We start from the raw sequence: 14,283 nt of genomic DNA on the forward strand, positions 1-14,283 counted from the left end.
GAGGAGCCGCATGCCCGCTCTCGACCCGATCCTCGCCGACATCGACCGCGACCTCGACACCTCGCTGGAGCGGCTCTTCGCCTTCCTGCGGATCCCGTCGATCTCGACCGATCCGGCCTACGCGGCGGAGTGCCGGCGCGCGGCCGAGTGGCTGACGGGAGACCTCGCGGCGATCGGCTTCGACGCCTCGCTGCGCGAGACCGGCGGGCATCCGGTCGTGCTGGCGCATTGCCCCAAGCCCGGCGCCCCGCACGTGCTGTTCTACGGCCATTACGACGTGCAGCCGGTCGATCCCCTCGACCTCTGGGAAGTGCCCCCCTTCGAGCCGCGGCTCAAGACGCTGCCGGACGGGCGCCGGGCGATCAGCGCGCGGGGCGCCTGCGACGACAAGGGGCAGGTGATGACCTTCGTGGAGGCCTGCCGGGCCTGGAAGGCGGTGGCGGGCGAGCTCCCGGTCGGGGTCACGCTGCTGATCGAGGGGGCGGAGGAGAACGGCTCGCAGTTCCTGCCCGAATGGGTGGAGGCGAACCGCGCGGAGCTGAGGGCCGACCTCGCCCTGGTCTGCGACACCGGCATGTGGGACAGCAACACCCCGGCCATCACCACCTCGCTGCGCGGGCTCGCCTATTTCGAGGTGTTCGTGCGCTGCGCCGACCGCGACCTGCATTCGGGCCTGTTCGGGGGCGCCGCCGCGAACCCGATCCACGTGCTGTCGCGCATCGTCGCCGACCTGCACGACGCCGAGGGCCGCGTCACCCTGCCGGGCTTCTACGACGCGGTGCGCGAGCCGCCGGCCGCGGTGCTGGAGAGCTGGCGCGCCCTCGGCCTGACCCCCGAGAACTTCCTGGGGCCGATCGGGCTCAAGGCGTCGGCGGGCGAGCGCGACCGCATGCTGATCGAGCAGGTGCAGTCGCGCCCGACCTGCGACGCGAACGGGATCGTCGGCGGCTATACCGGGGAGGGCACCAAGACGGTGATCCCCGCGGAGGCGAGCGCCAAGATCTCGTTCCGCCTCGTCGAGGACCAGGATCCCGAGGCGGTGGCGGCGAGCTTCCGCGCCTTCGTGGCGGCGCGGGTGCCGGCGGATTGCACGGCGCGGGTCGTGACGCACAAGGGCTCGCGCGCCATCGCGCTGCCCTTCGACATGCCGGCCCTGGGGGCGGCCCGGCGGGCGCTGGAGGACGAGTGGGGCGTCGCCCCGGCCACGATCGGCTCGGGAGGCTCGATCCCGATCGTCGGGGATTTCAAGCGCAGCCTCGGCCTCGACACGCTGCTGATCGGCTTCGGACTCGACGACGACCGCGTGCACTCGCCGAACGAGAAGTACGACCTGAAGAGCTTCCACAAGGGCATTCGCAGCTGGGCCCGGGTGCTGGCCGCCCTGGCCGGCTGAGCGGCGGCGGCGCGGGGCGGGCCTCGCGCCCGCCGCCGGGGCTGTCCCCGGCCGGGCCGCGCCGGGCGGAATTCCCGGACGGGCGCGGGATGAAAAGTCCCTATCGGACGTGCAACTTTGGCGATACGGATGGCGCACGTCCCGCCCAGGGAGGGAGTTCCCCGGTGGCAGGTCCAGCCCCCGATCCGTCCGCCTCGAAGATCGCCACGGTGCTGCGCGTCACGAGCGGCAACTTCCTGGAGATGTTCGACTTCTTCCTGTTCGGGTTCTACGCCAGCTACATCTCCAAGGCGTTCTTCCCGGCCGGGAACGAGGTCGCCTCCCTGCTGCTGACCTTCGTGACCTTCGGGGCCGGCTTCCTGATGCGCCCGCTCGGGGCCGTCTTCCTGGGCGCCTACGTGGACCGGGTCGGGCGGAGGAGGGGCCTCATCGTCACGCTCGGCATCATGGCGATGGGCACGATCCTGATCGCCTTCGTGCCCGCCTACGAGACGATCGGCCTCGCGGCGCCCCTCCTGGTCCTGATCGGGCGGCTGCTGCAGGGCTTCTCGGCGGGCGTCGAACTCGGCGGCGTCTCGGTCTACCTCTCGGAGATGGCGACGCCGGGCCGCAAGGGCTTCTACGTGGCGTGGCAATCGGCGAGCCAGCAGGTCGCCATCATGGTGGCGGCGCTGATCGGCTACGCCCTCAACCTCGCGCTGCTGCCGCCGCAGATGCAGGATTGGGGCTGGCGGGTGCCGTTCTTCATCGGCTGCCTGATCGTGCCGTTCCTGTTCTACATCCGCCGCTCGCTGGAGGAGACCCAGGAATTCCTGCAGCGGCGCCACCGGCCGAGCGGCCGCGAGATCGCGCGCTCGCTCGGGCAGAACTGGCGCATCGTGCTGCTCGGCATGCTCCTCGTCGCGATGACGACGATCTCCTTCTACACGATCACGGTCTACACCCCGACCTTCGGCAAGGACGTGCTGAAGCTCTCGGCGACCGACAGCCTCGTCGTCACCTTCTGCGTCGCGGTCTCGAACTTCGTCTGGCTGCCGGTGATGGGCGCGCTCTGCGACCGGGTCGGCCGCAAGCCCCTGCTGATCGCCCTCTCGGGCCTCGCGGCGCTCACCGCCTACCCGGCGCTGCTCTGGCTCGTCGGCCACGTCTCGTTCCTCAACATGCTGATCGTGCTGCTGTGGCTGTCCTTCCTGTACGGCAGCTACAACGGCGCCATGGTGGTGGCGCTGACCGAGATCGTGCCGGTGAGCGTGCGCACGGCCGGCTTCTCGCTCGCCTACTCGCTGGCCACCGCCCTGTTCGGCGGCTTCACGCCCGCCGTCTCGACCTGGCTCGTCAAGGTCACCGGCGACAAGGCGGCGCCGGGCCTCTGGATGGCGTTCGGCGGCCTCGCCGGACTGGTCGCGACGGTCCTGATCTACCGCCGGGCCGGGACGAGCGCCGCCCCGGGCGTGGTCCGGCCGGTCCCGGGTGAGTGACGGAACCGCGACGCGCGATTAGGATCCCGACCGCGAGGACAGCCTGCCGGCCGGGATCCCCATGACCGTGAAATTGCGGCCGCTGGAGCGCGAGGACCTGCTCTTCGTCCACCAGCTGAACAACAACGACAGCATCATGCGCTACTGGTTCGAGGAGGCCTACGAATCCTTCGCCGAACTCGCGCAGCTCTACGAGCGCAACATCCACAACCAGACCGAGCGGCGCTTCATCGTGGGCTCGCCCGAGGCGGAGCGGGCCGGCATGGTCGAGCTCGTGGAGATCAACCATCTCCACCGCCGCTGCGAGTTCCAGATCGCCATCCACCCGGCCTTCCAGGGCCGCGGCTACGCCTCGCAGGCCACCCGCATCGCCATCGACTACGCGTTCAGCGTCCTCAACATCCACAAGCTCTACTTGCACGTGGACAAGGACAACCGGCGGGCGGTGGGGATCTACGAGCGGGCCGGCTTCACGATCGAGGGCGTGCTGAAGGACGAGTTCTTCGTGAACGGGCGCTACCGGGACGCGGTGCGGATGTGCCTGTTCCAGCCCGCCTACCTGGCCCGGCGCGGCGGCGGCGACGTGCAGGAGCCGGTGCTCAGGACCTGAGCGGCCCTGGCGGGACGGGTCCGGGTGCCTTATGGAGGGCGCCCCCGAGGAGCCCGTCGTTGCGCGAGACCTTCCACATCGAAGTCACGGGGCCGGAAGGCCTGGTCCAGCGGGCCTCGATCCGCGTCTCCGGGCTCGAGGCGGCCCGCGAGCGGGCGCTGCGGCTGTTTCGCCGCGCCCGGGTGCCTCAGCGCCTCGGCCCGATCGCGGAGACCGTCCGGGTCACGGACGGCGCCGGTCGCGAGGTCTTCGCCTGGAGCGCGTGGGACGAGGGCGGGGTGCGGGCCCGCTGAGGCCCCGGCTCAGGCCTTGCCGCTCCTTAGGCCTTGCCGGTGCTTAGGCCTTGCCGGTGCTTAGGCCTTGCCGGTCTTGGCCCGCTCGATCCCCTCCAGGATCAGCCGGTGCGCCTCGGCCTTGTCGCCCCAGCGCACGATCTTCACCCACTTCCCGGGCTCCAGATCCTTGTAGTGCTCGAAGAAGTGCTGGATCTGGTGCAGCGTGATGTCGGGCAGGTCGGTGTAGTTCTCGATCCGGTCGTAGCGCTTGGTGAGGTGGCGGGAGGGGACCGCGACGATCTTCTCGTCCTCGCCGGCATTGTCCTCCATCACCAGCACGCCGACCGGGCGCACACTCATGATCGCGCCCGGGACGATCGCGCGGGTGTTGGCGATCAGCACGTCGCAGGGGTCGCCGTCGCCCGACAGGGTGTGCGGGATGAAGCCGTAATTCCCCGGATAGTGCATCGCCGTGTACAGGAAGCGATCGACGACCAGCGTCCCGGCCTCCTTGTCCATCTCGTACTTGATCGGCTCGCCGCCGACCGGCACTTCGATGACGACGTTCACGTCGTCGGGCGGGCTCTTGCCGATGGAAACGGCGTCGAGACGCATGACCGCACTCCTTCCCTGCGGGGCGCCGTGCCCCGGGTCGCTCGGTGCTTAGAGACCCGGGCCGGTCAAGACAAGCGCGTTGAGCTTGGTCTCGACTTGGGCGGACGGCGGTCGGGCGGCCCTCTGGCCCAGTTCTCGACGGCTGATCGTGCGGCACCGTCGACGGTGCGCCGGGCGATGCGCCCGCGCGCGGGGCCTCACGCGAAGAGGTAAGCGACCTTGGCCAGGGTCGCGCCCGCGATCCGGTCGACGGCCTCCGCCACGACCGTCCCGCCCATGCGCTCGTAGAAGGCGCGCGCCCGCCCGTTCTCCGCCAGGGACCACAGGGCGAGGCGGGCCACGTCGCGGTCGCGCATGTCGTTGCGCACGGCCCGGAACAGGCGCGTGCCGTAGCCGAGCCCCTGGTAGGAGGGCGCGAGGTAGATCTCGTCGATCTCGCCCTCCGCCTTCAGGGAGCGGTCGCGGCAGCGCCCGTAGGAGACGTAGCCGACGACGGCCTCGCCGACCTCCAGCACCACCAGGGGCCGGCCCCGGCCCAGCGTGGCCCGCCACCAGGCCGGCCCGCGGCGGGCCAGCATGCGGTCGAGGGCGACGCCCGGAATGATGCCCTGATAGGCCTCCCGCCACGCGGCGTCGAAGACCTCCGACAGCATCCCGGCATCGTGCTGCCGCGCCCGGCGGATGCTGACGACCTGCGTGCTCACGGTGAATCCTCCTCCGACCCGGCGCCCGCGCGGCGGGTGTGGCCGCCAGGATGCGGGAGGAATCCGAGCAAGTGCAATGCCACGGTTGTGAGCCGGCTCGCATCGCGTCGCGTCGTTGCGGAGCCGCCACGCGGCTGCTACAGGGCAAGGCTTGTCAGGACACCGGCGGGTGGGCGGACTCGCCGCGGCTCCGCGCCGGCCCGACCGTCTCTCGCAACGATCCAGACCGCGTGTTCAACCGCTTCCTCTCGCCCGAGACCCGCTACGCCCGGCGCATGGCCCGCATCGCCCGCTGGGAGAAGCCGATCGCCGGACGCCGGAGCCGCCTGCGCGCCTGGGTCAACATGCTGCTCGTCGACCACGGCGTGTTGCGCTTGGCCTATCTCAACCGGCACCGGGTCGGTCGCGGCCTGGTCTGGCGCTCCGCGCAGCCGGCGCCGCACGATTTCTCCTGGTTCAAGCGCCACGGCGTGCGCACCATCGTGTCCCTGCGCGGCGGGCGCGAGCACGGCTCCTGGCAGCTCCAGCGCGAGGCCTGCGAGCGCGAGGGGCTGGTGCTGCGGGAATTCGTGGTGCGCTCGCGGGAGGCACCGAACCGCGAGATGCTGCTCGGGGCCCGGGACTTCTTCGCCAGCGTCGAGTACCCGGCCCTGCTGCACTGCAAGTCCGGGGCGGACCGGGCGGGCTTCGCGGCGGCGCTCTACCTGATCCTGCACGAGGGCCGGCCGGTGGCCGAGGCGGCGCGCCAGCTCTCCCCGCGCTTCGGGCATTTCCGCTTCGCCAAGACCGGCATCCTCGACGCCTTCTTCGAGAGCTACCTCGCGCAGGGCGAGAGGCGCGGGCTGAGCTTCCTCGAATGGGTCGAGACCGTCTACGACCCGGAGGCCCTGCAGCGGGAGTTCCGGGCCGGCTTCTGGTCGGACATGCTCGTCGACCGCCTGCTCAAGCGGGAGTGATCCGGGATCCGGTTGATCGCAGCGGATCCCGGATCACGAGCCCGCGCGGCGCCTGAGCGAAGCCCGAACCCGCCATCCCGAAGGGATCGAGCGGATTGGGTATGACCCCGCCTCAGCCGCGCGTCGTCAGCAGCACCCCGAGGCCGATCGCCGCGACGGCGGCGGCGGCCGGCAGGCTCGGGACCTCGCCGAGGACCGGGATCGCCAGCAGGGTCGCGATCGCCGGCACCAGCGCCGTGAAGGCGGGGGTGCGCCGGCCGATCAGGGCGAGCGAGCGGTTGAAGGCGATGAGCCCGACGACGCTCACCAGCACGCCCTGATAGGCGACCTGCAGGGCCAGTTCGGCCGCCCCGGCCTCGCGCAGGCGGGAGAGCCCCAGCGCGAAGTAGGGCGGCAGGTAGCCGACCAGCGAGACGACGCAGATCAGGGCGGTGGCCTCGACGGGACGCAGGGCCGAGCGGCGCATCCGCACCGTGCCGAGCGCCCAGAGGAGGGCCGCGGTCAGGAACATGGCGTCGCCCAGCAGTTCGTCGCCCGTCGTCGCGGCACCCGCCAGGGTCAGGGCTCCGGCCAGGATCAGGCCGAGCCCGAGGAGCGCGACGCGTCCGGGCCGGTCGCCCAGCAGCGCGATGCCGAGGGCGGCGGCCATCAGCGGCATGGTGCCCGGCGTGAGGGCCGCGCCGTGGCCGGCCGGCGCGTAGCGCAGGCCGATCGAGATCAGCAGCGCGAAGGGCGCGCCCTGGCCGAGGACGAGCCAGGCCGCGTCGGCCGCCTCGCGCCGGGACAGGCGGCGCAGGCGCAGCACCACCGGCAGCAGGATGAGCCCGCCGCAGCCGAAGCGGATCGCCACCAGGTCGGCCGGGGCGAGGCTGCCGCCGCTGCCGACGGCGCGGCGCGTCACCACGAACCAGCCGCCCCAGATGCTGACGGCTAGGAGCGCCCAGGCGATCCCCGCCAGGGCCGTGCGGGGGCGCGGCGCAGCGAGGCCGACCGGGGGCGGGAAGGGTTTCACGCCGGCCCGCCGACGGCCCGGCCCCCGCGCGCGACACGCGCCATGGTAGCGCCTCCCACTGAATGCGAGTGCGGCGCTACTACGAACGCCGCGGGCCGGCAATGCGGGCCCGCGGGGCGCTGCCGCGCCCGGGCTGCATGGCCCGGGCGGGGCGCTCCTCAGCCGGAGACCAGCACGAAGCGGCGGTGGCGCTCCTGCACCGGGCGCGCATTCATCGGGTAGAGCGCGGTGAAGCGCCGGATGTCCTCCGCGTCGACCTCGATCGGGTCGACGCAGACGCGCCAATCCACGGTCTCGCTGCAGGGCGGCGTGGTCAGGGAGCCCTCGTAGGCGTAGTAGCGCCGGCCGGCCGGGAGGAGGGCGGTCATGTCGGTGCCGGGCGGGACCGGGACCGCGCTTCCCGGCTGCTCGGGCCGCGCGGCCATCAGCGCCTTGAAGGCCGGGTTGGGCCGGCCCGCCACCATGAAGACGCCGAGCACGCCGAGGCTGCCGGACTGCGCGTCCCGATGGACGAAGTGGACCTCCATCGGGAAGCTGCGCCCGTCGATCCGGTGCTCGCTGGGCGCGTGGAAGTGGAATTGCAGCAGGTCGTAATGGGCCGGCCCGACCGCCATCGTGCCGCCCGAGGCGACGTCGACCTGGATCGTGTGGCCGTTATTGACCACCTTGCCGGCGAGGGGGTTCCAGGCGAGCTCGACGGCCGGCAGGTCCGAGCGGGTCGAGGCGACGATGTCGATCGGCGATTGCTGCCCGCCGATCGAGCAGACCTGCGCCGCGTGGTCCAGCTCGCCCCAATGCTCCGGCCCGGTCGGGCCCGAATAGCTCCAGTGCAGCGCCTCCGACGCGAAGCCCTTGCCCGCTCCGCAGAGCGCGCATCCCAGGATACCGCCGAGACCGCTCAGTAACGCCCGCCGCTCGATCATCATCGCCCCCCTTCACGGCCTCGGTCCGCCGTCCCGCAGGCGCATCGACCGATCACGATTCCGGGGACGACAACACGCGGACCGTGCACGTCCGGGACGGACAATCGAGGGCGAGTGGCGGGGCCGGTATTCATCGAGGCTCACCGGGGCATATCAGATTCGCATCTGCGGCCGCCAGCCGGCGGACGCAGGGGCAGGCTAAGCCGGACGGACTAATGATCTTGCCGCGGTGCGGTGTCCGGCGCGCGTCCTCGCCTGCGGATGTCGCGGGGCCCTAATGCCAGCCCTGGCCGAAGCGGCCGGTCGAGTGCATCAGCGTGTGGCCGCAATCCAGGCAGAGATAGCGGGTCTCGATCCCGCCCCCGAACGCTTCCACCACCGGCGTCGAGGCGACCACCATCAGCCGGCCATGCGGCAGGCTCTCGGGCACGGCGCGCATCTGCGCGATGCAGGCGCGGCACGCCGCATCGTCGGCCGTCATGAACCGTCTCGGGCGCGGCCGGACCGCGGAAGCGCGAGGCACCATCTCCATGCCCTGATCGGCCAGCGGCGGCCGAACCGGGATCAGACGCGACCCCTCCGAAGGCGTCAAGCCCGGCCCGACGCCGCGCCGGGGGCCGCGGGCCCGGGACGCGACGTCGCGGGCCCCGCCCGGGCGGCCCGCTCACATCCAGAGCAGATCAAATCCGGTGCACTTGCAGCCACTATCGGCAGCCCGGCCCAACCTTTCGTCATGCATGCGATCTCGCGTGCTGCCATCCTCCCCTCACCGTGCGGGCGGCGGCCCGTCCCCTCCGCGAGGATCTCCGCGTGTCCGTCCTGCTCGATGCCGAACCTGCACCGCTCGCCGTCGACCGGGCGACCACGGCCCTGGTGATCATCGACATGCAGCGGGACTTCCTGGAGCCCGGCGGCTTCGGCGAGACGCTGGGCAACGACGTCGGGCTCCTCGGGGCCGCGATCGGCCCCTGCCGGGCGGTGCTGGCGGCGGCGCGGGAGGCCGGCCTCCTCGTCGTCCACACCCGCGAGGGCCACGCGCCCGACCTCTCGGACGCGCCCCCCGCCAAGGTGGCGCGCGGCGCGCCCAGCGCCCGGATCGGCGCGCCCGGACCGATGGGCCGCATCCTGATCCGCGGCGAGCCGGGCCACGCCATCATCCCGGAACTGGCGCCGGCGCCGGGCGAGGTGGTGATCGACAAGCCCGGCAAGGGCGCCTTCTACGCCACCGCCCTCGGCGAGATCCTGGCCGCCCGGCGCATCGCGACCCTGCTGGTCTGCGGCGTCACCACCGAGGTCTGCGTCCACACCACGGTGCGGGAGGGCAACGACCGCGGCTACCGCTGCGTCGTGCTGGCGGATGCCTGCGGCTCCTACGTCCCGCACTTCCACGAGGTCGGCCTCGCCATGATCAAGGCGCAGGGCGGGATCTTCGGCTGGGTCTCGAACACCGCCGCGGCGATCGCGGCGATCAGGGCGGCCTGAGGCTGCCGCCGCGCAGGCGAGAGGAGCATTTCGGATGGCGATGGCGACGAGTGCCCCGCCGGGCTTCAGGCCGGCGCTCTGGGTGCCGGGGGACTGGAACGCGCTGTTCGGCTTCGGCACCAACATCCTGGTCAACCTGCTGGTGCTGACCGGGCTGCTGCGCTTCGTGCTGGGCATGCCGGACGCGATCACCTTCGGGCGCATCCTCCCGGCGGTCGGCCTGATGCTGTGCCTCTCCACGGCCTACTACGCGTGGCTGGCTTGGCGGCTGGCGGCGCGGACCGGCCGCGCGGATGTCTGCGCGCTGCCCTCCGGGATCAGCGTGCCGCACATGTTCATCGTCGTCTTCGTGATCATGCTGCCGATCAAGCTGCAGACGGGCGACCCGGTGAAGGGCTGGGAGGCGGGCCTGGCCTGGGTGTTCATCCAGAGCTTCATCCTGATGCTGGGCGGCTTCGTCGCCCCCCTGGTGCGGCGCATCACCCCGCGGGCGGCGCTGCTCGGCACGCTGGCGGGCGTCTGCGTCACCTTCATCGCCATGCGGCCGGCCCTGGAGCTGATCCTGACCCCGGTGATCGGAATCGTCGCCTTCGCGATCATCCTGCTCGCGTGGTTCGGCGGCGTGCGCTACCCGGGCCGCCTGCCGGCCGGGCTCGTCGCCATCCTGTTCGGCATGGTGGTCGCCTGGGGCGCCAAGCTCCTCGGCCTCGACGTCGGCGGCGTCAGCGGCGGCGGCCTCGTCGGCGCGCTCGCCGGGATCGGCTTCGCGGTGCCCCTGCCGGCCGTCGACCACGTCTTCGGGGGCTTCCAGTTCGTCGGCGTCATCCTGGTGACGGCGATCCCCTTCGGCATCTACGACCTCGTCGAGGCGATGGACAACGTCGAGAGCGCCGAGGTCGCGGGCGACGCCTACCCGACCACGCGCGTGCTGACGGCGGACGGGCTCGTGAGCCTGATCGGCTGCCTGATGGGCAACCCCTTCATCAACGCCGTCTATATCGGCCATCCGGGCTGGAAGGCGATGGGCGGGCGGATCGGCTACTCCTTCGTGACCGGCCTCGTGGTCCTGGTGCTCGCCTGGCTCAACCTGATCTCGCTCCTGTCGAGCCTCGTGCCGGTCGTGGCGATCGCCCCGATCCTCCTCTACATCGGCATGCTGATCGGGGCGCAGGCCTTCCAGGAGACGCCGCACGACCACGCGCCCGCCATCGTGCTGGCCTTCGCGCCGCACCTCGCCGCCTGGGGCAAGACCCTGATCGACGGGGCGCTCGGCGCCGCCGGCACCAGCGCGGCGGCGGTCGGGCTCGACACGCTCGCCCAGGCGGGGGTGCTCTACGGAGGCCTCGAAGTGCTGGGCGAGGGCTCGATCCTGGGCGGGCTGATCCTCGGCGCCGTCGCGGTCTTCATCATCGAGCGCGACTTCCGGCGGGCGGCTGGCTTCGCGCTGGCGGGCGCGGTGCTGACCTTCTTCGGCTTCATGCACGGGCCGGCGGTCGGGATCGCGGTGAAGCCGGCGCTCGCCGCCGCCTACCTCATGGTCGCCGGGATCCTGTTCGCGGCGTCGCGGGCGGCCGAGGCGGCCCAGCCCGCCGTCCAGGCGGTCCCGGCCGAGTGAGAAGCGGCATCGCCATGTAATAACGTTGCATGTTCCGCCGCATCCGCTAAGCTGCCCACGCTCGAGGAAGCGGGGGACCCCTATGGTGAAGTGGAGAATCGCGGCGCTCGCGCTGGCATCGCTGCTGTCCGGCGCCGCGCCGGCCCTGGCCGATCCGCTCAAGGCCGTCGCGAGCTTCTCGATCCTCGGCGACCTCGTGCATCAGGTCGGGGGCGAGCGCGTCGCGGTCTCGGTGCTGGTCGGCCCGAACGGCGACGCCCACACCTTCTCGCCCTCCCCGAGCGACGCGCGCAAGCTCGCGGATGCGCAACTCGTGGTAGTGAACGGGCTCGGCTTCGAGGGCTGGATCGAGCGGCTGGTCAAGGCCTCCGGCACCTGGGCGCCGGTGGTGGTCGCCTCGGCGGGGGTCAACCCGATCCGGGAGGACGCGCCCGCGCATGGCGGGCACGAGGCGCACCCGATCGACCCGCACGCGTGGCAGAACGTCGCCAACGCCAAGCTCTACGTGGCGGCGATCCGCGACGCGCTCGTGCGCGTCGACCCGGAGGGCCAGGCGGCCTACGAGGATCGGGCCCGCGCCTACCTCGCCAAGCTCGACGCGCTCGAGGCGGAGATCCGCGCCGGCATCGCCGCGATCCCGGAGGCGCGCCGCCGCGTCATCACCACGCACGATGCCTTCGGCTACTTCGCCCGCGCCTACGCCATGCACTTCATCGCGCCCCAGGGCGTGTCGAGCGACAGCGAGGCCACCGCCAAGGACGTCGCGCGCATCATCGCGCAGGTGAAGCGGGAGAAGATCCCGGCGGTGTTCCTGGAGAACATCGCCGATCCGCGGCTGATGCAGCAGATCGCCCGCGAGAGCGGCGCCAAGGCCGGCGGGCGCGTCTTCTCCGACGCGCTGTCGGAGCCGGACGGTCCGGCCCCGACCTACCTGGACATGATGCGCCACAATCTGCGCGAGTTTTCCGCCGCCCTGATGCCGGGCTGAGCCGCTCGCGCAGCGCCCGATCACGCGACGATCGGGCGCTGCTCCAGATCGTTTGATCCAGGGCGTTTGATCCAGGTCGTTGATCTTGCCGCGTCGTCCTCGACGAACCGGATTCCGCTTCGTCGGACGAGGCTCTATTTCAGGTCGAGCAGGACGCTGCGGAAGCTCTTGGGCGCCTTGTCCGGGCAGGAGGCGCCGTCGTCGCTGAGGAGCCGGACCCGGCTGCCGTCGGGCGCGACCAGCAGCGCCTCGGGCTGGAAGTCGGGAATGCCCGCGAGCGCCTGGGCGGCGCCCGGCACCCGCGCGGGCGCGGCGCCCGGCTCGCCCGACCAGCGGTAGAGGTCGAAGGCCTCGCCGCCGCTCCCGGCGCCGCCCGCGATGATGAAGTAGGTCTTGGCGCCGGGCGCGTAGGCGATGTCGCGGATGCCGCGGCCCTTCAGGTCGAGGGCGATCGGCTTGCCAAGCTTGGGCGCGGCGCCGCTCGCCAGCACCTCGGCGGGGTTCTGCAGCGGCACGACGAGGGCGTCGTTGTCGGCGTTGAGGGGATTGCGCAGCCCGATCAGCAGGCCCTGCCCGTCGGCCGTGGGCGCGAGCCCCTCGACCGCGAGGCCCCGCCGCTTCGGTGCGAGGTCGGGCTTGCTGTCGGCGTCGAGGGCGATGCGCGCCGCGAGCTGCGGGTCGAGGTCCGAGAGGGCCTTGGCCAAGCCCCGGAACGAGGCGCCGCGCCGCTTGAGCACCGGCGCGTCCGGCGCGCCGGTGAGCGTGACGGCGAGGAGCTGCCGGCGGGATTCCTCCGCCTCGCCGTCCTTGTCCCGGCTGTGCGAGCCGATCACCACCACGTCGCCGCCGAGCCAGGCCGCCCCTTCGAGATCGGCCTTCTTCACCTTGCCGCCGGGCTTGGGCGCGAAGACCGGGTCGAGGTCGGCCCCGGCCAGGGCGAGGGGCGCGCCCGTCTCCTCCGCCCTGTAGAGGCGCAGGGTGTTGTCCTCGTCGTTCACCACCAGGAAGCGGTCGCCGAAGCTGCCGGCCGGCACCGGCACGGCCCCCGACGCCTCGCACATGCCCCAGTGCACGAGCACCGGGCCCGTCCGGACCTGCGAGAAGCCCGCCGTCGCCGGCAGGCAGAGTACGAACGCAGAGACGAGCGTCCTCAGGCGCACCATGATCGTCCTCCCCGTCAACCCGGCCATCCTCGTTGCCCGGCCGGTCCGGGTGAAGATCGCGCAGCCGCGATTTCGTTCAACTGCTATTCCGCTCCGGCAGCGCCGATCAGCCGCCGGTCATGGGGGGGAAGAAGGCGATCTCCCGCGCCCCCGCGAGCGGCGTCTCGGGCCGGGCATGCACCCTGTCGATCGCGGCCCGCACCACGCCCTCGTTCTCGAAGGCGTAGGCGTATTCCTCGCCGCGCGTCTTGAGCCAGGCCACGAGGTCCGCCACGGTCGCGACCGAGCCGGGCGGCTCCACGCTCTCCTCGGGCCGGCCGATCCGCTCGCGCACCCAGGCGAAGTAGACGAGCTTCATCGGGCGTCGTCCTCCATCATGTGGCGCAGGCCCGCCCGCAGATAGTCCCAGCCCGTGTAGAGGGTGAGCGCCGCCGAGATCCACAGCAGGGTCAGCCCGATCGTGACGGTGCCGGGCAGGATCCGCTCGCCCGCCGGCCCGGCGATCAGGAAGCCGAGGGAGACGAGCTGCGCGGCGGTCTTCCACTTGGCGACGCGGCTCACCGGCACCCCGACCTTCAGCTCGGCGAGGTATTCGCGCAGGCCCGAGACCAGGATCTCCCGGCACAGGATGACGATCGCGGCCCAAAGCGAGGTGCCGGGGATCGAGCCGTCCGCGGCGAGCATCAGCAGGCAGGCGGCGACCAGGAGCTTGTCGGCGATCGGATCGAGCATCCGCCCGAGGGCCGAGCTCTGCGCGTAGGTGCGCGCCACGTAGCCGTCGAGGTAGTCGGTGATGGCCGCGGCGATGAACACCGCCAGGGCCGCGAAGCGCGCCGTCGGCTCCTGCGGCCAGAACAGGAGGCCCGCCACGACCGGCACCGCCGCCACGCGGCCGTAGGTCAGCAGATTGGCGAGGTTGAGGGCGACCGACCGGCGCCGAGGTACGACCATGGTCATCGCGGCCGGTGAAACCACGGGGCCGGGGACGCGTCAACCGCGACTCGCGCGGGGTCACGCGATTTCCGACCGATCGCCGCGCGGGGCGGAAATCGCCCTCGCCCGGGCGCCG

At 72.2% G+C, this 14,283-nt stretch carries 16 protein-coding genes; 8 read left to right on the forward strand and 8 right to left on the reverse strand.

The features are described 5' to 3' along the window. The first annotated feature begins 10 nt into the window (after positions 1-10). The 4 genes from MET2598_RS0110635 to MET2598_RS0110650 all read left to right on the forward strand — a co-directional run bounded on the left by MET2598_RS0110635 (position 11) and on the right by MET2598_RS0110650 (position 3,774). On the forward strand, positions 11-1,393 hold the full coding sequence (locus tag MET2598_RS0110635; RefSeq protein ID WP_018260822.1) for a M20/M25/M40 family metallo-hydrolase: 1,383 nt from the start codon (positions 11-13) through the stop codon (positions 1,391-1,393). A 164-nt stretch (positions 1,394-1,557) separates the two neighbouring features. Further along, the gene (locus MET2598_RS0110640; RefSeq protein WP_018260823.1) at positions 1,558-2,871 is read left to right on the forward strand and encodes an MFS transporter; all 1,314 of its coding nucleotides are present in this window, start codon (positions 1,558-1,560) and stop codon (positions 2,869-2,871) included. A gap of 61 nt (positions 2,872-2,932) precedes the next feature. Then, complete coding sequence (gene speG / locus MET2598_RS0110645; RefSeq protein WP_012332511.1) at positions 2,933-3,481, forward strand: spermidine N1-acetyltransferase; 549 nt, start codon at positions 2,933-2,935, stop codon at positions 3,479-3,481. A 59-nt stretch (positions 3,482-3,540) separates the two neighbouring features. After that, complete coding sequence (locus tag MET2598_RS0110650; protein ID WP_012332510.1) at positions 3,541-3,774, forward strand: hypothetical protein; 234 nt, start codon at positions 3,541-3,543, stop codon at positions 3,772-3,774. A gap of 60 nt (positions 3,775-3,834) precedes the next feature. On the opposite strand, the gene ppa is transcribed toward MET2598_RS0110650, so the two are convergent. Further along, the gene (ppa, locus tag MET2598_RS0110655) at positions 3,835-4,371 is read right to left on the reverse strand and encodes an inorganic diphosphatase (RefSeq protein WP_012332509.1); all 537 of its coding nucleotides are present in this window, start codon (positions 4,369-4,371) and stop codon (positions 3,835-3,837) included. 197 nt (positions 4,372-4,568) lie between these two features. Beyond that, positions 4,569-5,075, reverse strand: a complete 507-nt coding sequence (locus MET2598_RS0110660; protein ID WP_018260824.1) for a GNAT family N-acetyltransferase — start codon at positions 5,073-5,075, stop codon at positions 4,569-4,571. A gap of 230 nt (positions 5,076-5,305) precedes the next feature. Here MET2598_RS0110660 and MET2598_RS0110665 point away from each other — a divergent pair, with 230 nt between their 5' ends. Further along, positions 5,306-6,031, forward strand: a complete 726-nt coding sequence (locus MET2598_RS0110665) for a fused DSP-PTPase phosphatase/NAD kinase-like protein (RefSeq protein ID WP_012332507.1) — start codon at positions 5,306-5,308, stop codon at positions 6,029-6,031. A 112-nt stretch (positions 6,032-6,143) separates the two neighbouring features. Here the strand turns inward: MET2598_RS0110665 and MET2598_RS0110670 are convergent, their stop codons facing one another. The 3 genes from MET2598_RS0110670 to MET2598_RS0110680 all read right to left on the reverse strand — a co-directional run bounded on the left by MET2598_RS0110670 (position 6,144) and on the right by MET2598_RS0110680 (position 8,447). Then, positions 6,144-7,043 carry a DMT family transporter gene (locus MET2598_RS0110670; protein ID WP_012332506.1) on the reverse strand — a complete coding sequence of 300 codons (900 nt, stop codon included), beginning with the start codon at positions 7,041-7,043 and terminating at the stop codon, positions 6,144-6,146. Between the two features lie 158 nt (positions 7,044-7,201). Next, positions 7,202-7,969, reverse strand: a complete 768-nt coding sequence (locus MET2598_RS0110675) for a carbonic anhydrase (RefSeq protein WP_018260825.1) — start codon at positions 7,967-7,969, stop codon at positions 7,202-7,204. 271 nt (positions 7,970-8,240) lie between these two features. Continuing rightward, positions 8,241-8,447, reverse strand: coding sequence for a hypothetical protein (locus MET2598_RS0110680; RefSeq protein WP_018260826.1), 207 nt, complete (start codon positions 8,445-8,447; stop codon positions 8,241-8,243). A 329-nt stretch (positions 8,448-8,776) separates the two neighbouring features. Between MET2598_RS0110680 and MET2598_RS0110685 the strand changes: the two genes are divergently transcribed. The 3 genes from MET2598_RS0110685 to MET2598_RS0110695 all read left to right on the forward strand — a co-directional run bounded on the left by MET2598_RS0110685 (position 8,777) and on the right by MET2598_RS0110695 (position 12,051). After that, positions 8,777-9,448, forward strand: coding sequence for a cysteine hydrolase family protein (locus tag MET2598_RS0110685; protein ID WP_018260827.1), 672 nt, complete (start codon positions 8,777-8,779; stop codon positions 9,446-9,448). A gap of 34 nt (positions 9,449-9,482) precedes the next feature. Beyond that, positions 9,483-11,063, forward strand: a complete 1,581-nt coding sequence (locus MET2598_RS0110690; RefSeq protein WP_018260828.1) for a xanthine/uracil/vitamin C permease — start codon at positions 9,483-9,485, stop codon at positions 11,061-11,063. Between the two features lie 82 nt (positions 11,064-11,145). Then, positions 11,146-12,051, forward strand: coding sequence for a metal ABC transporter substrate-binding protein (locus MET2598_RS0110695; protein WP_018260829.1), 906 nt, complete (start codon positions 11,146-11,148; stop codon positions 12,049-12,051). Between the two features lie 134 nt (positions 12,052-12,185). On the opposite strand, the gene MET2598_RS0110700 is transcribed toward MET2598_RS0110695, so the two are convergent. The 3 genes from MET2598_RS0110700 to pgsA form a co-directional block, all read right to left on the reverse strand. Further along, complete coding sequence (locus MET2598_RS0110700) at positions 12,186-13,214, reverse strand: DUF3616 domain-containing protein (RefSeq protein ID WP_018260830.1); 1,029 nt, start codon at positions 13,212-13,214, stop codon at positions 12,186-12,188. Between the two features lie 106 nt (positions 13,215-13,320). After that, positions 13,321-13,572 (reverse strand): molybdopterin converting factor subunit 1, encoded by a 252-nt coding sequence (gene moaD, locus MET2598_RS0110705; protein WP_012332499.1) that lies wholly within the window; start codon positions 13,570-13,572, stop codon positions 13,321-13,323. Further along, complete coding sequence (pgsA, locus tag MET2598_RS0110710) at positions 13,569-14,171, reverse strand: CDP-diacylglycerol--glycerol-3-phosphate 3-phosphatidyltransferase (protein WP_026190647.1); 603 nt, start codon at positions 14,169-14,171, stop codon at positions 13,569-13,571. The genes moaD and pgsA overlap by 4 nt, the downstream gene beginning before the upstream one ends. Positions 14,172-14,283: the final 112 nt, after the last annotated feature.

Origin of the sequence: Methylobacterium sp. WSM2598 (genome assembly GCF_000379105.1) — a bacterium.
In the GTDB taxonomy this organism is placed as follows: Bacteria; Pseudomonadota; Alphaproteobacteria; order Rhizobiales; family Beijerinckiaceae; genus Methylobacterium.